Below are 22,348 nucleotides of genomic sequence, written 5' to 3'. Positions count from 1 at the left end.
AGGGATACACCCAAATTGTATTATAGGGATTGATGGATAAGAATACCGGTTAACTGTCCGAACCGCCAGTTTCCATTGACTAACGAATAAACGACAGCTTGCCGTTATTCGCCTGAGGTATATCATTCCACGTTCGGTTCTCCCCGTTGAACTGCGGCAGCCAAGGGCCAAGAGCATCGAACATCTCGTCGCACATCCGCCATACTTCATCGGTAGTGCAGACGGCAGCAGTCAACGGATCATGCAGAACGGCTTGCTTAACTAGCTCACGATTGCCGGTGAGCGCTGCTTCTACAGCCATTTCCTGCACGTTGATGCTAACCTTGCATGTAGCGGCGCAGGCTAGCGGCAGTTGACCGATGAACGTCGGCTGTATGCCGTTACGATCCACATAACAAGGAATTTCAATCGTTGATTTATCAGGCAGGTTGGTGATCAAGCCTTGATTCTCAATGTTGAAATGCCCGCGGTAAACTCGGCCGGTTTCCAACGCCTCAAGGATATACGAGCCGTGTTCTTCAGAGCGCTCGCCAAGCTTAATGAATTTCAACTCACCGCTCATCCATTTCGGATAATTCTCCTTGTACTCATCCCCCCGGCTTAGGCAATGATTCAAGTAGCCGCCGGTTACTCCGCCGATCCACGTATCCGGACAGATCCATGAATCCGTTTCACCCTTACGTTTGCGGTACCAAGGTAAATATTCGCTCAGATGACCGTTCGATTCTGTTGAAAAATACCCGAAACGACGCAGTACATCGATCCGGCAGGGCTCTTTGCGTGAAATATCGGGATGCTTCTCCATGCTTTCGAGAATATGAGGAAGCATGTCTTTACCTTGATGGGCAACCTGAACGAACCAGGTCTGATGGTTAATGCCGGCTGCGGTGAAATCAACTTCAGCCTTAGGAAGGCCAAGAGCTTGCGAGATCAAGGAGTGGCTGTGCTGAACCCCATGGCACAGACCGACTACACGAACACCGCCAGCGCGACGTACAGCCCATGTATTCATTGCCATGGGGTTGGAGTAGTTGAGCAGCAGCGCATCCGGTGCGAGCTCGCGCATGTCGCGGGCAATATCCAGCAGAACCGGGATCGTACGCAGCGCGAAGAATACGCCGCCTGGCCCCAGTGTATCGCCTACGCACTGATCGACTCCATAGCGGAGCGGGATTTCGATATCGTGGCGGAATGCTTCCAGGCCGCCTACACGAGCGGTACAGAACACATAATCAGCATCGGCAATCGCTTCTCTCTGGTTCGTAGTAGCTTGGATGGTGGCGGGCAAGCCGTTCTTCTGAATCATATTCCGGCATAGATCGGCTGCCATATTCAGACTCTCCTCATTGATATCCATGAAACGAAATTGCGCATTCTGAAATTCTTGGATAGATAGAATATCCATTACGAGACGGCGTGTGAAGCCGATACTTCCTGCCCCGATCATTGCGATTTTTAACATGAGAAATAGCCCTCCTGCTCCATTTTAATAAATAAAAATAATATCATTCCGTTGACTTCCCAATTGAACAGTTTCATGATAAAACAAAAAGACAGGGCGTACAATGATAACATATTTTCGAAAGGATGAGACTATATTGCTGTTACCGCATGAGGTTTGTGAGAAAACAAGCTTCGGGTTTAAATATCTGAGTCCGGCTGCATTGCCTATTCGGCTCATTAATATAGGGTGGGATAGGGTCGTTTCAGCAGACTACCGTTGGAACGGTTTGAAGCGTGGGGGAGGTTTTGTAATTTTTCAATATACACTATCGGGGAAAGGCGCTTTACGCGATGGGGCAGCCTTATATTCCTTGGTGAAGGATAGTGCGTTTATTACTGTTATACCTAGTGATACGGAGTACTATTTGCCGGAGGATTCCGATGAATGGGAGTTTCTTTATGTAGTTGTGAACGGTGCGGATGCCGTAAATCATTTTACAGAAATTCAGAAAAAGCTGGGGACGGTCATTTCGTTCAAGGATCACTCGGAGCCATTGACGATATTGAGTAAACTATATGCTGAAGTATTCCATAACCCTCAGTTGGATAAGTTTGCAGTATCCGCTGTACTGTATGAGCTTCTGATGAGCCTGCACCAGCTAGCAGAAGGGCGGGACATCATACGTGCAACGGAGGACATGCCAGCTTCGATCCGTGCGGCTATTAAACTGCTGAAATCTCAATATGCGCAAGATTTATCGGTGGATGATATGGCGGGTGCGGCCGGATTGACGAAGTATCACTTTTGCCGGCAGTTCTTGAAGAAAACGGGGCTGAAGCCCAATCAATATTTGCGTAAAATCCGCGTCGAGCAGGCCGCTTGGCTGCTGAGGCATACTGAGAAAACAGTCGAAGCTGTCGCTAAGGAGACGGGCTTTGAGTATACGAACTATTTTATAAAAGTGTTTCGGAGCTTTGTCGGGGCTACACCGAATGAGTATAGGTTGGGGAAAAAAGTAGATCCGGTCTATTTTCTTCGTATTGAGCAGTAATGGAGGAATGTGGTTAGCGGTTATGAAGTTACAGCAATTATTAAAATTTCGCTTATGGCCGCTATCCCCATTGCTCAGGAATTATATCTGAGGCAAAGGGATAGTATGCAAAAGAGTATCCAGCACCCATACTGAGACAATGAGATAGTACACATAAGAGTATCCTCCCTCCAAGCTGAGGCAAAGGGATAGTGCACAAAAGGTATCAGCACTCACACTAAGGCAATGGAATAGTATGCAAAAGAGTATCCAGCACCCATGCTGAGGCAATGGGATAGTGCACATAAGAGTATCCAGCACCCATGCTGAGGCGATGGGATAGTGCACATATGAGTACCCAGCACTCACAATGAGGCAAAGGAATAGTGCACATAAGAGTATCCAACGCCCATCCTGAGACAACGGGATAGTATGCAAAAGAATATCCAGCGCCCACGTTGAGGTTTAGGGTGTGCAAGATCGGGGCTCCAGACGCGGCGGAATTATTTCGAGGAGCACAATCAGGTTCGTCGCGGTGAAGCTAATGATTTTATAAAGCAGAAGATTCTTTGAAAGCTTACGGCAAAAAGCCCGCTTGGCTTATAAAAATCCGGTCTTTTGCGAAATGCTCCTTCATCTGTTCTTGTACATGCAGATAAGCGTTGCGGTTATACCACTGGTTCATACCCATATCCTCATAAATTCGGCGTATGCCGAGCCTTTCTGTACGCTTGCCGAGACTTCCATCGCCCATGAAGAAATCATCGAGGCATACTCGATTGACGACGGACGCCAGGCTGGCGGCAAACTGCTCGGAGCATGGCAGCAGCGGAGAGACCGCCGCTTGTACGTCAAGCCCTGCGGAGCTGAGCTTATCCAGAGTACGCAGCCTAGCTGCAATTGGAGGGGCACCCGGGGTGAAAGCCTTACGTACCGACTCCAGATCGGTTTCGACTGTGACGCTTATGCGAACCCGGTCCTTCATCTGCAGCAGCACATCCGTATCACGCGTTACGAGCGGACTGCGGGTCTGCACAAGTAGGAAGTCGGGCTGCTCCTGCGCCATCGTCTCCAGCAGGGAGCGTGTTAGCCTTTCTCGGTATTCTAGAGGCTGGTAGGGATCTGTGGCGGACGACATGAAGATTGTAACAGGGCCCTTCTTCTTCGCTTTGACTAATTCTTTATGCAGCAGCTCGGAGGCGCCTTCCTTTACATCGACCCATGTTCCCCAGGCTTCGCGGCGGAATTTGGCCACAGGCATTTCCCTAACATAGCAGTAGGAGCAGGAAAATGAACAACCGGTATATGGGTTAAGCGTGTGGCTGTAGCCGGTTAAATAACCACTGGCAGGGTTTAGCAGTTGCTTGGGTGTTTTACGGGATACGATTGGCTGCATGGATATTCGCTCCTTTTTTATATATTTATAGGTCAATTATTCACATGGGACTGTACTTACTACGTATTAGGAAACTTGGCTGGCAGTAAGCAGCTTCTGCACTTTGTCGGGAATGCGGTTGGGCATTATCAATATCAATCGGTCGAGATGGGAATGTTTCATTCTACCTCATCAATTATATCAACCACCTTACAAGTTTAAACTGAATATTGAAATTGTGCATTACTGGGGCTTGCTCTTTTGTTCAAATGAACAAGCTATAAAACAGTTGACTTACCCATGGGGGGTATAGTATGATTGATCCATGGAGAATAGGAGGCTAACAAAATGGATACTCTTAAAGCAACTAATGCAGATCTCGAAGAGGCTCCCAATTGCAGCTCAAATAGACAAAGTCATCATTCCGATAAAACAAAAGCAAATTTGATTACACGACTTAACCGTATTGAGGGCCAGATTCGTGGCGTCAAAGGTTTAATAGAGAAGGACACTTACTGTGACGATGTATTAAACCAGATTGCTGCAATTCAAGCGGCATTAAATGGTGTCGGTAAGCTGCTGCTGGAAGGTCATATGAAAAGCTGTGTGATTGATCGCATAAAGGCTGGGGAACATGAAGTTATCGATGAACTTTTGATTACTGTTAATAAGTTAATGAAATAATATTAAAAATAATGGAGGAATGGATATGCAAAACGTAACATTAGAAGTAGAAGGTATGACTTGTGGACATTGTGTAAATTCGGTTGAAGGCGCACTTAAGAATATTGGAGCTAAGGGGCAAGTAGAGCTTGCAACTAAAACCGTAAAGGTTCAATTCGATGAAAATAAGCTCACATTGGAGACAATCAAAGAAACAATTGAGGAACAAGGATACGATGTAGTATAAGAAAGAGAGCACAGCGGGAGATAGACTCGTTGTGCTTGAGTACTATTTTTTTTCAATTAAATATACCCCCCATAGGTATTGAGGCGGTATTAGGAGGAAGCAGGCTATGGAAAAGCAGCAAGCAATACAGGAGCAACAAACGACATTGCAAATTACCGGAATGACTTGCGCCGCGTGTGCAAACCGCATAGAAAAAGGACTGAACAAGCTGGAAGGTGTGTCCGGTGCGAACGTCAATTTTGCTTTGGAGAAAGCTTCGGTTACATTCGATCCAACTAAAGCGAATTTGGAACAGATGGAGCAAAAGATCGAAGCCTTGGGCTATGGAACCGTTAAACAGGAACAACAGGAGACTGGTGATCATCGGCAAAAGGAACTTAGAAACCATAAAATCAAACTGATTACTTCAGCGGTCCTGTCTTTGCCTCTACTTTGGGCTATGGTCAGTCACTTTTCTTTTACTTCGTTCATCTGGTTGCCGGATTTGTTCATGAACCCGTGGTTCCAATTAGCTCTGGCTACACCTGTTCAATTCATTATAGGAAGACAGTTCTATGTAGGCGCCTATAAAGCGCTTCGGAACGGCAGTGCGAATATGGATGTCCTGGTTGCTCTGGGAACCTCTGCAGCTTACTTTTATAGCCTGTACCAAACGATTCAATCAATAAACAGTCATGGTCATGAAGTGGCTTTATACTATGAAACAAGCGCTGTTCTGATTACATTGATTTTGCTTGGAAAGCTCTTTGAGATATTAGCTAAAGGCAGAACCTCTGAGGCTATTAAAACACTTATGGGACTTCAGGCTAAAACAGCCACCGTTATTCGTGATGGCAGCGAGATTAGTGTACCCATTGAGGAAGTTGTGGTAGAAGATGTGGTTATTGTTAAGCCCGGTGAAAAAATTCCGGTGGATGGAGAAGTTATTCAAGGTGCATCCTCGGTCGACGAATCGATGTTAACTGGCGAAAGCATCCCGGTGGATAAGCGAATTGGAGATCCGGTAATAGGAGCCACTATCAATAAAAATGGGATGCTTAGAATTAAAGCCACAAAAGTAGGTAAGGAAACCGCCCTTGCCCAAATCATCAAAGTAGTAGAGGAAGCCCAAGGTTCCAAAGCACCAATTCAAAGAGTAGCTGATGCCATTTCCGGTATTTTTGTTCCTATAGTGGTCGGGATCGCCTTGTTGACTTTCTTTGTTTGGTATTTCGGTGTGGAGCCGGGCAGTTTTTCAAGTGCCTTAGAAAAGGCGATTGCAGTCCTTGTCATTGCTTGTCCTTGTGCGTTGGGGCTTGCTACTCCTACGTCTATTATGGCCGGTTCGGGGCGGGCGGCGGAATTAGGCATTCTGTTTAAAGGCGGAGAGCATCTGGAGGCCACCCATCGTATAAATGCTATTATTTTAGACAAAACCGGTACGGTAACCAATGGCAAGCCTGAACTTACAGACATTATGGCAACTGAAGAGGTGAGCGAGGATAACTTCTTACGATTCGTAGGTGCAGCTGAGAAAAATTCAGAGCACCCGTTAGCTGAGGCTATTGTGAATGGGATTAAGGAAAGAGGAATCGAGCTTCCGGAAGCGGAACAGTTTGAGGCTATTCCAGGCTTTGGTATACGTGCTGTAGTTGAAGGTAAGGAGCTGTTGGTCGGAACAAGAAAGCTAATGGCCAAATATGAAGTGAATGCAGAAGCTGCTTTTGAAACAATGAACCGTTTGGAAGAAGCGGGAAAAACGTCCATGCTAGTAGCCATCGATGGTGTATATGCTGGAATGGTTGCTGTAGCCGATACGATCAAGGATACATCCAAAGAAGCGGTGGAGCGTCTGAAAAACCTCGGAATCGAGGTTATCATGATCACCGGGGATAATGAACGTACAGCCAAAGCGATCGCTGCTCAGGCGGGTATTGATCATGTATTGGCCGAGGTATTGCCGGAAGGCAAAGCTGCCGAGGTTAAAAAGCTCCAGGCAGCCGGACAAAAAGTAGCCATGGTAGGGGATGGAATTAATGATGCTCCCGCATTGGCAACGGCGGATATCGGTATGGCGGTGGGAACCGGCACAGACGTAGCCATGGAGGCAGCAGATGTAACCTTAATGCGCGGCGATCTGAACAGCATTCCAGATGCTATATTTATGAGCAAAAAGACAATGGCAAACATTAAACAGAATCTGTTTTGGGCTCTGGCCTATAATGTGATAGGTATTCCGATTGCTGCCTTAGGCTTTCTGGCTCCGTGGCTCGCAGGGGCTGCTATGGCTCTTAGCTCAGTATCCGTAGTATTAAATGCACTAAGACTTCAGCGTATTAAACTTTAAGCATATAAATTTAACTAATTAAGGTGCTATAAAGGGCTGTATGCTTTCCTTTAGTGTAGCAACAGGTCCGCCAATTAATTGTTCCAAATCCAGAGAAGTGGAAGAAGTATCAAGCTTGCCCAGGAACCCATAGATCCAGTTCTGGACCTGTGGGTCCTGTCGGTGAGTGATGGGCTTACCAGAGAGCTCAGACAGAATATTCGCTAGTTCCTCAAAGCTCCATGCTCGCGAAGCGGTAAGCTCATATGTCTTGTTCTTGTGATCGGGTGAGGCCAGCACGGCTGCGATACCTAAGGCGAGATCATTTCGTGTCACCGTATTAAATAGCCAATCTCCGGGGTAAGTGACCAATTCACCTTTCGATATAGCTTCCTTTAAGCCGAGAACTCCGACAAAGTCCGTATACAAAGCGTTGCGGAGAAAAGTATGAGGGATACCGGATGTAAGAATGGCATGCTCTGTGGCCAAATATTGATGCGAAGGCGACATATTGCCCGTTCCCAGAAAAGCAAAGCTGGTGAAAAGGATATGTTCAACCTTCGCTTTTTTTGCTGCCTCTATGACATGGGCGTGCTGACGTACTCGAATCGTATCATCGTTGTTAGAACTGGAAATGAGCAAAAGCTTGGAAGCGCCAGTAAAGGCTTTATCAAGGGACTCAGGTTGATCGTAATCACCATAACGTACTTCAATTCCTTGCGCTAAATACTCAGAAGCCTTCTCAGGGTGGCGGACGCAAGCAATGATTTGTTGTGCAGGTATTTTCTCCAGAAGATGCTTAATAATTAAGCTGCCTAATTTACCGTTAGCACCTGTAATAATAATCGACATCAGGTTGTATCCTTTCTATCTATGGATTTAGTTAAGTACTTAACTACATGTTTTTAAAAAAACAGGTCACTTGTGTATGGACCTGGTTAATTTGTTTAACAAAACAATCAATTGGTTCAGCTCTTGCTCTTCTAAGCCTTTCATTTGTTCCTCAATGCTTTGGCGATTTCCCGGTAAATGGCTAAGTAGCAGGCTCTGACCTTCGCTTGTAATAGAGATTACCGTTTTTCTACCATCCTTCGGATGGTTGGCCCGACGAATCCATCCTTCGTTTTCTAAAGGTACCAGCAATAAACTAATATTGGGCTTCGTAACTCCAATTTTTTGGGCAAGTACGGAGGGAAGAATGGTACCCCCTTCCTTAGAAATCTCGACTAAAATACGGATTCTAGCACCATTTAGTCCCTTGGATTGCCAATATTTCTCCGAAATGCCAACTAAATGGGCTGTTGCTTCAACTAGAGAAAAAAAAGCCTGCGTATGCAAGGGCGGGTTGAGAACATATTTTTGCAAATCGGTCATACTGTCACCTGTTCTTCTTCATATAGTTAAGAACTTAACTAAATTCAAGATAATATAGTCGTGCAGAATTGTCAAACCTATTTTGAACATGCAATACCTCCGAGCACAGTGGTAACCCGGAGGGGTGTTAGTATGCTTAGTCTTCCTCCGCTACTTCCCAATGAATGCGGATCATCTTGTCCGCCCATGCACGGATGTTTATTTCGATAGCTTGTTCAATCTCTTCATCCGTAAGCTCCCCCAGCTTGGTTTCCGCGATCAAAAGATTGTCTTCTTTTACCATTTGATCACCAATAGACAATTGGACTTTAATTTTCATCTGTGCCCCTCTTTTCATTTTCCGGTTTTTCATAAACGCGTATAATGTATACTTTATAGTATATCTAATTTCTAAGGTAGTTGTCCCGTGACCAAGTGTCCAGCTGCCTCAAAGGAGAACGTTGCATGAGTGAAGTTGAAATTCGATGGGCTGAATATACAGATTGGAAGGTATTGGCTCATGTTCATTCGGAGTCGTATCGAAATGCATATAGTGGCATCATTCCGGATTATTTTCTAGAACGATTTACAGTTGCAAAGCGAGAGGAGTATTATCAAAAATCGTTAAGTGAAGGTATTGAAAAAATAGCGCTTCTGGTTGTCGATAATCAGGCTGCTGGCTGCATGATAGTCGGAAAATGCCATGACGATGATTTAGACGAAAAATACGGTGAAATTGAGGCCATTTATTTGTTGGATGCGCATAGGGGGAAGGGTTTAGGTAAGGTGTTTATAAACTGGGGGATAGATAGACTAAAGGAGTTTGGGTATGTAAAAGCTTCCCTGTGGGTGCTTAAGGAAAATATTAATGCCATAAGCTTTTACGAGCGTTTAGGTTTTGTATTTGACGGGGCAGAGAGGTTGATTAATAGAGGCAAAGAATTAGCTCAAGTGAGATGCCAAAAGACGATTGAGTAAAAAAAGTAGAACCTGTAAAGGCTCTACTTTCGGTTCCGGCTTTTTTAATATAGTTTAAGCTCTGACTACGCTTTCGAACTTGCCCTTATGGGCCCCGGTACAAAACGGCTTGTTACTGGAGAGACCACAGCGGCACAGGTATGTAGCTTCTTTGGTAGCAAGCTCCTTACCCTCGCCGTCGAGCAGATCAATCCCTCCGTTAACAATGAGAGGACCGTTATCTGCTACCGTTATTTTCACATCGGTCGTTACATGAACTTCTGACACAAGAATCACCTCCTTCAGTAAGGAGTATGGACTTTATCTTGTTTTTGTAGTCGGCCAAGGCGCCAAAACAGCAAAAAGTGTAACGCAGATGCCTGGCATCGCATTACACTTCTAGTTGGTTCTATATCGGGGTTCGTTCCCTGATTGTATGATTAATCGGAATGGTGGTTTGTTGGCATAGCTTCCGGAGAAGTTAGTTTGTCATAAAATTCAACAAACTTATCTCTGTCATCGCTGGCACGCAGCGCCATACCTGAACGTGGATGCTCGTTAAGCACGCCTGCGATCATGTAAGGAATGACGTAGCCCCATTCAACTTTTTGACGGATAGGTACTAGATGTCTTTCGACCAGATCAAGCACCGGACGCAATTCGTATCTAGTATTTTTCAAGTAGCTGACAAGCAGCTCAGTAGGGCAGTTGCCTGCAGCGCGGCCCATGCCGTATACGGAGGAATCCAGGAATTGAACTCCTTTGCCTGCGCCCAGAATCGTATTGGAGAATGCCAGCTGCATATTGTTATGCATATGTACACCCAGCTTTTTCTCAGGAAGCAAACGTTGGAACTTAGATACCATGTAATCTACATCTTTGTGATCCATGCTGCCGTAAGAATCGACTACATATACAACGTCTACAGGGCTTTTGCCGATTTCTTCAAGTGCTTCGGTAAGCTCGTTCTCCATAACGTGAGACAGCGCCATAATGTTAATGCTTGTCTCGTACCCGTAGCCGTTAAATTTCTCTACAAGCTCTAACGCTTTATCTACATCTTTAATGTATGTAGCTACACGAATTAAATCCAGGTGGCTTTGCTCGCGCGGCAAAATATCATTCTCGTCAACGCGGCCGATATCAACTAATGCGGACAGCTTAGTATCGGTCTTGGTTTTAATAACTTCCTTCAAGAAATCTTCGTTCAAAAAGCGCCACGGACCCGCTTCTGCACCCTTCAGCAATTTAGCGGAGTTTTTATAACCGATTTCCATATATTCAACGCCAGCTTCGCTCAAGCCTGCGTACATATCCTGAACCATCTTTACGCTAAAATCCCAGTTATTAACGAGTCCTCCGTCACGAATGGTACAATCTACGATTTTGTGGGTGTAATCTTTTGTCATTTGAATTAGCTCCTTCCAGCTATACGGCACTAGTCCGCAAATTCTCGGCCATTACCGATTTATATAAGGCACTTTAAAGCTTTTCGGCTTTTGTGCTTCTACGCTTCTGCGCTTTTAAGCAGTAAATCATTTTCGCTTAACTTATAATCACATACCACCCCTAGTTTTGTCAACGAAAATAAATGGTTTTTGTCAAATGCTGTCGCTATTAGTGTTTCCATTAGGATAATAAAAAAACAGCCGCTCAAGAAGAGCCGGCTGTTTGCTGCTGCTATTACGTTGTAGCTCCACTCAAGGAGTTTTGATGATAGTTATGCCTCCGATAAGAGGGAGTGGCTTCAGTTGGCCGTTAGCGGCTTGGATGATACCGAGTATGGCTAGAACTAATGTCGCCAAATTGGCAAGCGGCAGCAGAATCCAGCCAATTACCGGGATAAGTCCGAGCACAATGTTGCAGGCAATTCCAAGAATGAGCAGAACGAGTCCCTGATTGGCATGGTACATAGCGAACCTGGATTCCTTAGCGGCAAGCAGCGGCAGGAAAAACAGGATGTACGCCAATACTCCAATCCATTTGTTAGCATTCACATCGGCGGGATCAGCTGTCAGAGTACTGTTGGACTGACCGGGAGAATTGTTTTCCGGAATTGAAGACAAAGTATCCACCTCTTTCATCAGAATGGTATGTATGTAATGTATGTAACGATAATTCAGCTTTGTAACCATCCTATGCGCTGCCAGCGTACTGTATGTCTATGGAATAACAATAGTTCCAATAGAAATAATCATGCTTCATTAGGAATAAGCTGGGCTGCTCATGGAAACGCTAAACCAGACTATTTTGCGATAAGAAAGGGAGCTGTCCGAATGAATGCTGAAGCCATTTTTTTCGAATTTGATAGCGTAGCATCCGCAGAGCTGGCCCAGAGCACATTGGAGGAGCTTGGATATAAATCAGGCGTTCACTCCGAGCTAAGCAGCCCAACGCTGCACATCCAAATCAACCATACTGAATTAACTTCCGCACTTGAGATTGCTCAAGCTCACGGAGGCCGTCTGATAGAGCATGGACAAGGAGCCAGGGAGATAGATGCCTATACACAAGCGTATAATAATGAAAATCTCATTTCTATTCCTGCCCATGTCGTGAACGAGGATTGGACGGATGACTATGCGACTAATGCAAATGTAGATCATTCGGCAGCTGATAGCACTGAAGAATCTGGCTCCGGTAAAGGTGAGGAGATGTTCGATCCATCCGAGCAGGATTATAACCATTTCGATGCAGGGGTGCATTTGTAAGTGACAGCAGGTTGGACTCGGTAGTGGGCAGCGTGTATCCGTGGAAGCGGGCCGCTGCTTCTTTTTACCTGAGGAAAAAAAGATTTGCCATGGAAAACAAAGTTGTGCCATCCCTAATTTTCGTTGCAAGGAAAAAACTGTTTCTCTAGACCCACACAAGGTTCGTTTGATATGATGAGGTCGAAAATAAATCGAGCATGTTCGACATGGAGCTGGAGGAGAGCCACACGTGGACACATACGACAATCTGAAGCAGGGCGAGAAGGGTGCATGGGTAAGTATAGCGGCCTATATTTTTTTGTCTGCATTCAAGATCACTATGGGCTATATCACGGGCTCGGCAGCATTAACTGCAGACGGTATTAACAATACTACGGATATAATCGTTTCCCTTGCTGTTCTAATTGGTCTGCGCATATCCCGCAAGCCGCCTGACCATGACCATCCCTATGGTCACATGAGAGCTGAAACGGTAGCTTCGCTGGTTGCTTCCTTTATTATGTTTGCCGCGGGTATTCAAGTTATAATCGAGGCGGCTCAAAGCTTTATGGCAGGCGATATAAAGGCACCAAATCTGTTGGCGGCATGGATTGCGCTGTTTTCAGCTGTATGTATGTGGATTGTGTACAAATACAATAGCAAGCTGGCACACCGAATTAACAACCAGGCTCTGATGGCTGCGGCCAAAGATAACCGTTCCGATGCCTTTGTCAGTATAGGTGCAGCAGTAGGGATCATTGGTGCCAGCCTCGGCTTCCCGTTGCTCGACGTGATTGCCGCTTTTATTGTAGGTATTGTCATCTGCAAGACAGCGTGGGATATATTCTCTGATGCTACACATGCGTTGACGGATGGTTTCGATGACCAGAAGCTGCGGGTGTTTAAAGAAACCGTAAGTGAAACTCCGGGTGTTAAGCGAATCCGGGATATTCGTGCCCGCGTTCATGGCAGCAACGTGCTGTTGGATGTTGTGGTCGAGGTCAGCGCCGAGCTTAGCGTTGAGCAGAGCCACTTTATCAGTGACGACATTGAACAAAGGATGCATAAGCAGCACAAGATCGACAATGTTCATGTGCATATTGAGCCATATTCCAATTAAAACAACCAAACAGGGTCTCCGAAATTAAAACATAGCGGTCCGCATAGCTGTAGCAGGTACATTACCTGGCTGTGGCTTTTTTTATGATGTTAGAAGTATAAGTTTGAACCGGATAGAAGCTTTTCTTATAATGTCAGACTTAATAAGTTTTCTATGGAGTTGTTGAACAAGTCTGATATAGCAAGAAAAGCGACCTCTTAAACACGAATGTATCATCACCGAAACAGCCTCGAATAGAAGTTTTTCTTATGGCGAAATTGCGTTAAAAAAGGCTCTGTTTTTCCCTTGAGGTTAAGTAGAATCCAAATAAAAGAAAATTCAGGAAGTTTAAAGTTGGCGCTCAGTGTATTTTCAGGGAGGTGGGCTAAGATGTATTTGTAAGCAGCAAACAAAAAAAATAAAAACTTTGGAGGAATCATACTATGAAAAAATTGAACAAGAAATTGATCGTAACAGCATTGGGAGCCGTATTAGCACTAAATTCTTTTGGATATGCATTCGCCGCAGACGCTGCTCAAACAACAGACAATCAAGGATCTTCTAAATATTTTACAAACAAGCAAGAGCGTGGCAATAAAGGTGGATTTGGCTTCGTAGGCGGTAAGAGTCTGGAAGCACAAGCCGCAGAGAAAGGCATCACTGTAGACGAGCTGAAAGCTCAACTGGAGCAGGAGCGCCAAGCGAAGCTGGAGAAGCTAGCGGCAGAGAAGGGCATTACTGTCGATGAGCTGAAAGCGGAGATGGAGAAAAACCGCGGTGAAAAAGGAGGCAGAGGCGCTGGCTTTGGAGGCGGTAAGAGCCTGGAAGCACAAGCGGCAGAGAAAGGCATCACTGTCGATGAGCTGAAAGCTCAAATGGAGCAGGAGCGCCAAGCGAAGCTGGAGAAGCTAGCGGCAGAGAAGGGCATTACTGTTGATGCACTAAAAGCACAAATGGAGCAGGAACGTCAGGCGAAGCTGGAGAAGCTGGCAGCAGAGAAGGGCATTACTGTTGATGAGTTGAAAGCGGAGATGGAGAAAAATCACGGTGAAAAAGGAGGCAGAGGCGCTGGCTTCGGAGGTGGTAAAAGTCTGGAAGCACAGGCTGCAGAGAAAGGCATCACTGTCGATGAGCTGAAAGCTCAAATGGAGCAGGAGCGCCAAGCGAAGCTGGAGAAGCTGGCTGCAGAGAAAGGTATTACCGTCGATGAGTTGAAAGCGGAGATGGAGAAAAATCGCGGTGAAAAAGGAGATAGAGGCGCTGGTTTCGGAGGCGGTAAGAGCCTGGAAGCACAAGCCGCAGAGAAAGGCATCACTGTAGAGGCGCTGAAAACCCAACTGGAACAGGAGCGCCAAGCGAAGCTGGAGAAGCTAGCTGCAGAGAAGGGCATTACTGTCGATGAGCTGAAAGCGGAGATGGAGAAAAACCGCGCTGAAAAAGGAGACAGAGGTCCCGGCTTTGGTGGCGGGAAATCCGGTGACAGAGCTAATGGAGCTAACGGAGCAACCAAAACAAAATAATCTTATTGATACTTGATCCCCTAATCAGCACAAGGGTGTGAGTTTACTCTAAGATTTTAATATAGAACCTAGCGGTGATAGTTCCGCTAGGTTTTTTTACGTTGCGGTATCGGGATAACATGAATTCCGCTGACTAACGGAACGTCAATACTCTATTTGTTTGAAAATCCCCCCATTTCATGAAGTCGCGGAACTACAGTGCGTTATTTCGACTTTAATAGTCAGGAATGCGATATTTTAAACAAATAAGAGATCCTAGTTCCGTTTCACTTGAAAAATACCGTTAAAACAATGAAATAGCGCACCTCACTTCCGCACTTCCTTCTAAGCAATTGATTTGAAGCGCTAAAGGGAATGAAGACATGAGGGCATGAAGGCACATGAAGGCACATGAAGGCACATGAAGGCACATGAAGGCATATAAAGACATGCCACCCCTTTAACTGTGAGAGTAACATATGGAAAACCACAGTAGGGAATACGGCTAAGAATACCGGATGGTAGCCTAAAATATCGGTGGTAGCTGCAGAAGGATATGCGATAGCTGGAAATCCTACCGCTAATTTGGCTCCAAAAACCGAAGAAATCAATTTAGCTGGAAATCCTCCATCTAAACAAGGTGATATTTGGGTATATGGGCCAAATGAGAAGAATTAGCATGATAATTTCCAGTTATAGGATAGCGATGCTCTCTTAACGGGGTAACTAACAGGACATTTTCCTGATAACTAACGCTCGCGAATCCCGGACGCGCGTTGCGGCATAGCGACGGTCGGCTGAACCCCACATCGTCGACTGTGTTGCATCTCCACATGCTGCTGAATATGCCTGAACGTCTACCATGAGAATCACAGTTGTGCAGTTGCTTTTTTGAAAATCGCGATACGTAGTACGTTCAAGTCAAGTAAGAACGGTAACTCCTTTTGCATACGGCGTATTTGTTCTAGCATCAGAGGCAAATGTCTGAATTGACCTTGTGGTGGGTCCTTATTGTGCTATTAAACTAATATTCTTACAAACCGAAAACCTCCAGTTGATAATCTCTTAACAAATGCTGCTCATAATAGTAGAAAGATAAAACAATTTTAAGGGAGAGAAACCATTTGTTTAAAAAAAGCGGATTGATGATGGGGTTGGCAGTATTAATGATAGCTGGTGGATGCGGTACAAAAGACCAACCAACACCTGCACCTGCACCAACACAAGGATCAGAACAAACAAACGTGAATAAACCTGCAGCCGACACAGTAGCAGGGTCCCTATCGTTCTATACGTCTCAGCCGGAAGAGGATGTAACGAAATTACTGGCTGCCTATAACAAGAAATACCCTAATGTGAAGGTTGAAACTTTCCGTTCCGGTACGGAAGAAGTTGTAGCTAAAGTACAGGCGGAAAATCAAGCAGGCAAAATTCAAGCGGATGTCCTTTTGGTGGCAGACGCTGTAACCTTCGAAGGCTTGAAAAAGCAGGACCTGCTGCTTGCTTACAAATCGCCTGAATTAAATAAGATTCCCAAGTCGTTAGTGGACCCGGACGGCCTGTATGCCGGAACTAAAATCATAGCGACAGCCTTGGCAATTAATACGGAGAAGGTTAAAACCGTTCCGACTAGCTGGAAGGTGCTGAGCTCTGCTGAGAGCAAAGATAATAGTATCATGCCGAGTCCGCTTTATTCTGGAGCTGCTGCCTATAATGTGGGTGTATTTTCACGCACGGATGGCTTCGGATGGGATTACTTAAAAGGGTTGAAGGCTAATAACATATCGGTTGTTAAAGGAAACGGAGCGGTTCTGCAGTCGGTAGCAAAGGGCGAGAAATCCTATGCCATGGTGGTCGACTACCTGGTTGCACGTGAGAAAGCCAAAGGCTCACCCGTTGAGCTGGTGTATCCTTCCGAAGGAGTGCCGGTTATCACAGAGCCGATTGGTATTATGAAAAAGTCGGCTAATGATAAAGCGGCCAAATCTTTTGTCGATTTCGTTCTGTCTGACGAAGGGCAAAAAGTGGCTTCTGACATCGGTTATACCCCGATAAGGGAAGGCATTGCGGCGCCAAAAGGATTAAAATCGAGCTCCGAATTCAAAGTGCTTTCATCCGATATTTCCAAGCTGACTGAAGCTCGCGAGGCGGATAAAAAGGAATTCATCCATTTGTTCGGACAGTAAGAAGTGGAGCGAAACCCCAATGATTAATTCTAACTCACCTAATAATGAGACGAAGGGAAGCAGACGGGAGATCAAATTCGATCTTCTGTTCTCTTCTTTTTTTGTCGGCAAGAAAGCCTGGAGCTTGTTAGGTATCATATTTCTTATCATTTTCTTCCTTGTACCGATAGGTAAATTACTTTATTTAAGCATCCAGATTAAAGCGGGATTTTCTTTAGGAAATTATATGGAGATTCTCCAGCAAGCCCGAACGTGGAAGTCGTTCAAGGATACTTTTATTATTGTGGCAGGTTCTACGCTTGTGTCCGTGCTCTTAGGTGTAATCACTGCCTGTTTGATGGCCTATACGGATCTTTTACACAAAAAAGTGCTGCACATGGCGATGCTGATTCCCTTTATCCTGCCTTCCTATGTATTAACCTTGTCATGGTCCTCGTTTATGGGTTCTCAAGGTTTAATGGCGTATATCCTCCATTTATTCAATCCAGCGGCCAAGCCTTGGAGTATGTACAGCTATGGCGGCATCATTTTTGTTATGGGGCTCCATCATTTCCCGCTTGTATATATGCTAACGGTTGGTGTGCTCAAGAAAATTCCCAGGGATTTGGAGTGGGCTTCCAAAGCAAGTGGGGCCGGCAGGATTAAAACCTTTGCATTAATCACTCTTCCGATGGCATTACCGGGCTTGGCGAGCGGGGGACTCCTTGCATTCCTGGCTGGATTGGACAATTTCGGGATCCCGGCTTTTCTGGGTATTCCAGCTAATATTTCTGTGCTAAGCACTCTAATTTATGAAGAAATAATCGGATTCGGCCCGACGGCATTTGCCAGGGGGGCTTCTTTATCCGTAATTTTAGGTGTAGTTGCCGTAATGGGCACACTTCTTCAGTGGCTTTCAATCAGAAAAATCAAAGCAACGGATACGGTACAGGTCGACGAGCTTCCTCGCTATCATTTAGGTCGATTTCGCAAGTGGGTAAGTGCGCTCCTATGGTCTTTATTGACGCTAGTTACGGTCATCCCCTTGTTCTCGATGGTAGTAACTTCTCTTAAGAAAGCTTATGGATTGCCTTTTAAATTAAGTAATTTAACATTTTCTCACTATAGCTACATCCTGCTGGAGAATCCAAAGGTATGGAAATCGATTCAAAATAGCCTCACGCTGTCTGTTACGACACTTGTAATTTGTTTAGTGCTAGGCACGCTGCTTGCCTATTTACGGGTTCGCCGGCCTTCCTGGTTTACCAAAACGGCTGAAATCATCATTGGGATTCCCTTCGCTTTGCCTGGGATTGTATTCGGTTTATCGATGATCTTTACCTGGATGGAGCCTATTCCCGGATGGAACCCTGGTATTTATGGTTCTATACGTATTTTATTTATCGCCTATGTGTGCCGTTTCCTCATTTTGCAGGTTCGGGCGAGCATCACCGCTTTCATGCAGATTGATGTTTCTATGGAGGAAGCAGCCCATATTTTTGGAGCTAACGGGTGGAGAAAATGGGCGTTTGTCCTGCTGCCGCTGCTGCTGCCAGGATTGCTCAGCGGTGCTTTCCTCGTCTTTTTGACGGCTCTCACAGAGCTAACGGTGTCAGCTCTTCTCTGGTCATCGGGATCCCAAACGATAGGTGTTACCATATTTAACTTTGAACAGGCGGGAGATACGGTGTATTCCACTGCGTTATCCTCGTTGATTGTTGTTTTGATTGCTGCAGGAATGGGAGTTTTGCATATCGTGCAAAAAGTCCAAATGAAAAAAGGAGTTCAATTATGAGCATTGAATTGATTCAGGTGAGCAAAAAGTTCGGAAGCTTTGAAGCATTATCTTCAGTGAATCTAACTATAGAGGACGGAGAATTTGTGGCCATTTTGGGTCCTTCCGGCTGTGGGAAAACAACCTTACTGAGGCTATTGGCGGGATTTGAGCAGCCTACATCTGGCGAGATTCATATGAAAAAGGTACCTGTAGCCAAGCAGGGCTTCGCACTGCCACCGGAAAAGAGAAGGATCGGAATGGTGTTTCAGGCTTTCGCCTTATGGCCTCATATGAATGTCTGGGAGCATGTCCGTTTTCCTATTCGTCATCATAATGAAACACCGAATGCCATTCGTGCCAATGAAAAAGAACGAATTTCCAAGGTGCTAGATATGGTAGGACTGTCTGAGCTGGGAAAACGCATGCCTCATGAATTATCAGGGGGACAAAAGCAGAGGGTGGCTCTTGCAAGAGCCATCGCAGCGGAACCATCGCTTCTATTGATGGATGAGCCGTTGAGCAGTCTGGATGCTATGCTGCGAATGGATATGCGGAGAGAAATTCAGTCCATCCACAGGCAAACGGGGTCGGCAATCGTCTATGTGACGCATGATCAGGGGGAAGCTCTGGCTATGGCAGACCGTATTGTGGTAATGAAAAACGGATATGTTGAGCAAGTCGGAACGCCGGAAGAAATCTACTTGCGCCCGCAAACCGAATTTGTCGCCAAATTCGTCTCGAAAGCTAACCTTATCCGTGGCCGATGGAATGACGATGTTTTCGTGCCTCAAGGATCGGATGGTACCTGGGTATGGCAGGGCCGAGATGTGGCCCGCGATTTCAAAGCAAGCGGGCTGTATCCGCTAAGGCCGGATCAATTTGAATTGAGCCCGACAACCCGCCAGGGGATTCAAGGTGAAGTGGTTAATGTCCAATTCCAGGGAAAAGAGTTTCATTATCATATCCAAGTAGAGCAAGAACAATGGGAGATTGTTTCTCCCCTACGGTTTCAATTGCATGAGAAAGTATCCTTAAATAGGAGCAGCGGCTAAGGATTATTCTTCTAGTGACAGGGCAGCGCTTTTCCCAGCAGTATAACCGGTTGAGAAAGCAGCCGATATATTATAGCCGCCTGTATAACCGTGTATATCCAGTATTTCTCCGCAAAAATACAAGCCGCCGGTTAGCTTGGATTCCATTGTGGTGGGGTCTACTTCCTTAAGGTTAATGCCGCCGCCTGTTACAAAGGCTTCTTCAATGGAAAGTGAGCCATTGGCAGCTATAGTAAATGCCTTGATAAGCTTACACATCTCCATCCATTGCTGTTTGGGGATGTTGTCGTACGTAATATCTTCTTTTAGCCCAGCTTTATGTAGAATGAGAGGTATCATCCGATCCGGCAGAACGGTTTTCAGTAAATTTTTGATGGCTTTTTTAGGATTGGTTTTGGCTAGACCCAATGTGTGATCGAATACTTCCTGAAGGTTCATGTCAGGTATCATGTCCAAAGTTACAGCGATAGTGGGCACATTAAATTGTTTTAATGCTTTTACGACAAATTGACTGCAGCGCAAGGTGGCCGGACCCGAGATGCCAAAGTGGGTAAAAATCATATCTCCCTCATGTTCGATAAGCTTCTTGCCCTTGGGGTTCCAAACGGACAACGTAATATCTCTTAGAGAGAGTCCTTGCAGCTCTTTACTTCTAATAAATGGCTCGTTGGAGGTAAGGGGGACTTCGGTCGGATAAAGCTCGGATATGGTATGCCCCGCTCTTTCGGCCCATGCGTAGCCGTCGCCTGTTGAACCGGTGTGGGGCACGGATTTACCCCCGGTTGCCACAATTACCGACGTGCTGCTGATGACTTCTCCCGATTTCAAACGGACTCCGGCAGTCCGCTCATCCCTGTACAGCACCTCTTGAACAGGGCTATTTCCTCTGATGTGAACCCCTTGACTTCGAACCTTGTTTATTAATGCATCTACAACCGTTTTGGCTTTGTCCGTTACCGGAAACATTCTTCCGCGATCCTCTTCCTTGAGCTTAATTCCCATACCTTCAAAAAAGGCAATAATATCTTTGTTGCTAAAGTTAGCGAATGAGCTGTACAGAAAACGGCCGTTTCCAGGAATGTGTTTTATTAATTCATCCAGCTCCTTGTTGTTCGTAACATTGCAACGCCCCCCGCCGGAAATACCCAGCTTACGACCCAGCTTGTCTCCTTTGTCCAGCAATAAAACCTTTGCCCCGTGTTCGCTTGCAGCTATGCTTGCCATAAGTCCTGCAGAACCGCCGCCAATAATAATAATATCGTACATGAATAAAGCTCCTTTACAGAAAACAAAAGGTAATAAAAGAGGTTCCTTGCTTACCTGTGCGTTTTGCCGATTGATTGTACTGTACTGTACATTTTATCGTTTTTATAAGCTGTAGGCAATTTGCAGCGGCTCTTCATATTTCTCCCAGCGCAACCAGTATTCCTACAGATGCTGCAGCAGGTTCCGAAGCCATAATAATGGTACTATTCCGGCCAATGGGAGGACTGCCATGAATAAGCCGCTTCTATGGGCGTTAGCTGTTGTCTGTGCGGGTTTGATCCTTTGTTTTTCATTGTTTAAACCGGATAAATCAGAGCAGCGAGCCACCGATTCATCTGCTGGATTACAAGGACAGAGTGCGGGATTTCAGCATTATGAAACAAATAATAACGTTCACCCCGCAGCTGCAGCAGATACGGATGATGCCAATCTTGAAACAGTTCTAACTCAGCTTCAGCTTACAACTGCTCTTGCTCCAGAGGAAACGGCAATTATGGGTCCTCAACTACCCGATACTCGGGAATTGGATTACGAACAGATTGTCACCCCCAATACAACTAGTCCAGTTGAGGGGAAAGTAGCTTACCTGACATTTGATGACGGTCCCTCACAAAGCACACCTCGAATTTTACAAATTTTAAACGAGTATGAAGTTAAGGCGACTTTTTTTGTAATAGGCAAAACCTCGGAGGAAAGCAAGCGGCAGCTCAAAAATATTGTCAATCAAGGTCATGCGCTAGGCAACCATACTTTTACACATAATTACAATCAAATTTACAAATCCGCAGAAGCATTCAAAGCAGATGTCGATAGGCTGGACCGCTTTTTGGAGGAAACAGTAGGTGTTAAGCCCGAGGTTCTGCGCTACCCTGGAGGGTCGAATAATCAGCTAAGCTGGCGTGCAGGAGGTCGAAATGTGATGAAAACTATTACCCGGGAAATGTCGAAACTTGGGATTTCATACTTTGACTGGAATGTAAGCTCTACGGACGCAGCTGCGCCAGTGCAGGACAAACAATCTATTATAGACTCTGTAATAAGCAACAGTGCAGGCAAATCGAAGATTATTGTACTCATGCATGATATGGATTTAAAAACTACCACCGTAGCGGCATTGCCTGCCGTCATCACTCATTTAAAAAACCAAGGATACAGGTTTGATGTATTGAGGAAAAACTCATTTACATACCAATTTTTGAAGCCTTGATTGAATTTTTTCTAGGGTACACATAATAACGTTGGACTATTAAAACTACTTTTAAGCGAAGGGAGTTAAAAACCATGGGAACCAATCAAACATCAAACTCCAAAGAGCAGGAGCAGCAGGCTCAAAAAAATAAACAAGCTGCCTCGGCAAAGGCAGACACGGTGACGGATAAAAAGCTGGATGGACCGAACCGCCCCTCTGTTTAAGAGGTCGTTCAAC

The 22,348-nt window shown here is 45.5% G+C and carries 22 protein-coding genes; 13 read left to right on the top strand and 9 right to left on the bottom strand.

The window, feature by feature from the left end; translation table 11 throughout:
- Positions 1–79: 79 nt before the first annotated feature.
- Complete coding sequence (melA, locus tag ACFQ0C_RS07995) at positions 80–1,462, bottom strand: alpha-glucosidase/alpha-galactosidase (protein ID WP_379365639.1); 1,383 nt, start codon at positions 1,460–1,462, stop codon at positions 80–82.
- 136 nt (positions 1,463–1,598) lie between these two features.
- On the opposite strand from melA, the gene ACFQ0C_RS07990 reads away from it, so the two are divergent.
- Positions 1,599–2,495 (top strand): helix-turn-helix domain-containing protein, encoded by an 897-nt coding sequence (locus ACFQ0C_RS07990; protein WP_379365637.1) that lies wholly within the window; start codon positions 1,599–1,601, stop codon positions 2,493–2,495.
- 556 nt (positions 2,496–3,051) lie between these two features.
- Here the strand turns inward: ACFQ0C_RS07990 and ACFQ0C_RS07985 are convergent.
- A complete protein-coding gene (locus ACFQ0C_RS07985; protein WP_379365635.1) occupies positions 3,052–3,870 on the bottom strand; it encodes an SPL family radical SAM protein in 819 nt (272 codons plus the stop codon).
- A 327-nt stretch (positions 3,871–4,197) separates the two neighbouring features.
- Between ACFQ0C_RS07985 and ACFQ0C_RS07980 the strand changes: the two genes are divergently transcribed.
- The 3 genes from ACFQ0C_RS07980 to ACFQ0C_RS07970 all read left to right on the top strand — a co-directional run bounded on the left by ACFQ0C_RS07980 (position 4,198) and on the right by ACFQ0C_RS07970 (position 7,085).
- Entirely contained in the window at positions 4,198–4,533 is a 336-nt protein-coding gene (locus tag ACFQ0C_RS07980) for a metal-sensitive transcriptional regulator (RefSeq protein WP_379365633.1), read from the top strand.
- Between the two features lie 25 nt (positions 4,534–4,558).
- Positions 4,559–4,759, top strand: a complete 201-nt coding sequence (locus ACFQ0C_RS07975; RefSeq protein WP_258217889.1) for a cation transporter — start codon at positions 4,559–4,561, stop codon at positions 4,757–4,759.
- Positions 4,760–4,865: 106 nt separating this feature from the next.
- Positions 4,866–7,085, top strand: coding sequence for a heavy metal translocating P-type ATPase (locus ACFQ0C_RS07970; RefSeq protein WP_379365631.1), 2,220 nt, complete (start codon positions 4,866–4,868; stop codon positions 7,083–7,085).
- A gap of 18 nt (positions 7,086–7,103) precedes the next feature.
- Here ACFQ0C_RS07970 and ACFQ0C_RS07965 read toward each other — a convergent pair whose 3' ends face one another.
- The 3 genes from ACFQ0C_RS07965 to ACFQ0C_RS07955 all read right to left on the bottom strand — a co-directional run bounded on the left by ACFQ0C_RS07965 (position 7,104) and on the right by ACFQ0C_RS07955 (position 8,757).
- Positions 7,104–7,916, bottom strand: coding sequence for an SDR family oxidoreductase (locus ACFQ0C_RS07965; RefSeq protein ID WP_379365629.1), 813 nt, complete (start codon positions 7,914–7,916; stop codon positions 7,104–7,106).
- 66 nt (positions 7,917–7,982) lie between these two features.
- Positions 7,983–8,438 carry a MarR family winged helix-turn-helix transcriptional regulator gene (locus tag ACFQ0C_RS07960; RefSeq protein WP_379365627.1) on the bottom strand — a complete coding sequence of 152 codons (456 nt, stop codon included), beginning with the start codon at positions 8,436–8,438 and terminating at the stop codon, positions 7,983–7,985.
- A gap of 136 nt (positions 8,439–8,574) precedes the next feature.
- On the bottom strand, positions 8,575–8,757 hold the full coding sequence (locus tag ACFQ0C_RS07955) for a hypothetical protein (RefSeq protein WP_379365625.1): 183 nt from the start codon (positions 8,755–8,757) through the stop codon (positions 8,575–8,577).
- Positions 8,758–8,882: 125 nt separating this feature from the next.
- Between ACFQ0C_RS07955 and ACFQ0C_RS07950 the strand changes: the two genes are divergently transcribed.
- Positions 8,883–9,395: a GNAT family N-acetyltransferase gene (locus tag ACFQ0C_RS07950; protein WP_379365623.1), complete on the top strand. Its 513-nt coding sequence runs from the start codon at positions 8,883–8,885 to the stop codon at positions 9,393–9,395.
- Between the two features lie 54 nt (positions 9,396–9,449).
- Here the strand turns inward: ACFQ0C_RS07950 and ACFQ0C_RS07945 are convergent, their stop codons facing one another.
- The 3 genes from ACFQ0C_RS07945 to ACFQ0C_RS07935 form a co-directional block, all read right to left on the bottom strand.
- On the bottom strand, positions 9,450–9,662 hold the full coding sequence (locus ACFQ0C_RS07945) for a CDGSH iron-sulfur domain-containing protein (protein ID WP_258217884.1): 213 nt from the start codon (positions 9,660–9,662) through the stop codon (positions 9,450–9,452).
- 152 nt (positions 9,663–9,814) lie between these two features.
- Positions 9,815–10,783: an aldolase catalytic domain-containing protein gene (locus ACFQ0C_RS07940; RefSeq protein ID WP_258217883.1), complete on the bottom strand. Its 969-nt coding sequence runs from the start codon at positions 10,781–10,783 to the stop codon at positions 9,815–9,817.
- A gap of 291 nt (positions 10,784–11,074) precedes the next feature.
- Positions 11,075–11,509, bottom strand: a complete 435-nt coding sequence (locus ACFQ0C_RS07935; RefSeq protein WP_308862417.1) for a DUF4870 domain-containing protein — start codon at positions 11,507–11,509, stop codon at positions 11,075–11,077.
- A 141-nt stretch (positions 11,510–11,650) separates the two neighbouring features.
- Between ACFQ0C_RS07935 and ACFQ0C_RS07930 the strand changes: the two genes are divergently transcribed.
- From ACFQ0C_RS07930 to ACFQ0C_RS07905, 6 genes are all read left to right on the top strand, one after another.
- Entirely contained in the window at positions 11,651–12,085 is a 435-nt protein-coding gene (locus tag ACFQ0C_RS07930) for a hypothetical protein (RefSeq protein WP_379365620.1), read from the top strand.
- A 229-nt stretch (positions 12,086–12,314) separates the two neighbouring features.
- Positions 12,315–13,184, top strand: a complete 870-nt coding sequence (locus ACFQ0C_RS07925; RefSeq protein ID WP_258217881.1) for a cation diffusion facilitator family transporter — start codon at positions 12,315–12,317, stop codon at positions 13,182–13,184.
- A 422-nt stretch (positions 13,185–13,606) separates the two neighbouring features.
- A complete protein-coding gene (locus tag ACFQ0C_RS07920; RefSeq protein WP_379365617.1) occupies positions 13,607–14,683 on the top strand; it encodes a hypothetical protein in 1,077 nt (358 codons plus the stop codon).
- A gap of 1,124 nt (positions 14,684–15,807) precedes the next feature.
- Positions 15,808–16,848, top strand: a complete 1,041-nt coding sequence (locus ACFQ0C_RS07915) for an ABC transporter substrate-binding protein (protein ID WP_379365985.1) — start codon at positions 15,808–15,810, stop codon at positions 16,846–16,848.
- A gap of 19 nt (positions 16,849–16,867) precedes the next feature.
- A complete protein-coding gene (locus ACFQ0C_RS07910; RefSeq protein WP_379365615.1) occupies positions 16,868–18,622 on the top strand; it encodes an ABC transporter permease in 1,755 nt (584 codons plus the stop codon).
- Positions 18,619–19,656 (top strand): ABC transporter ATP-binding protein, encoded by a 1,038-nt coding sequence (locus ACFQ0C_RS07905; protein WP_379365613.1) that lies wholly within the window; start codon positions 18,619–18,621, stop codon positions 19,654–19,656. Before ACFQ0C_RS07910 ends, ACFQ0C_RS07905 begins: the two co-directional genes overlap by 4 nt.
- A 3-nt stretch (positions 19,657–19,659) precedes the next feature.
- Here ACFQ0C_RS07905 and ACFQ0C_RS07900 read toward each other — a convergent pair whose 3' ends face one another.
- Positions 19,660–20,922, bottom strand: a complete 1,263-nt coding sequence (locus tag ACFQ0C_RS07900; protein WP_379365611.1) for a BaiN/RdsA family NAD(P)/FAD-dependent oxidoreductase — start codon at positions 20,920–20,922, stop codon at positions 19,660–19,662.
- 229 nt (positions 20,923–21,151) lie between these two features.
- On the opposite strand from ACFQ0C_RS07900, the gene ACFQ0C_RS07895 reads away from it, so the two are divergent.
- Together ACFQ0C_RS07895 and ACFQ0C_RS07890 are read left to right on the top strand one after the other, a co-directional pair.
- Positions 21,152–22,129, top strand: a complete 978-nt coding sequence (locus ACFQ0C_RS07895; protein ID WP_379365609.1) for a polysaccharide deacetylase family protein — start codon at positions 21,152–21,154, stop codon at positions 22,127–22,129.
- A 74-nt stretch (positions 22,130–22,203) separates the two neighbouring features.
- Positions 22,204–22,335, top strand: a complete 132-nt coding sequence (locus ACFQ0C_RS07890) for a hypothetical protein (RefSeq protein ID WP_258217875.1) — start codon at positions 22,204–22,206, stop codon at positions 22,333–22,335.
- The last annotated feature ends 13 nt before the right edge of the window (positions 22,336–22,348 follow it).

The organism is Paenibacillus sp. GCM10027630 (genome assembly GCF_042676305.1).
In the GTDB taxonomy this organism is placed as follows: Bacteria; Bacillota; Bacilli; order Paenibacillales; family NBRC-103111; genus Paenibacillus_S.
This window is presented reverse-complemented; position numbering and strand designations above follow the sequence as displayed.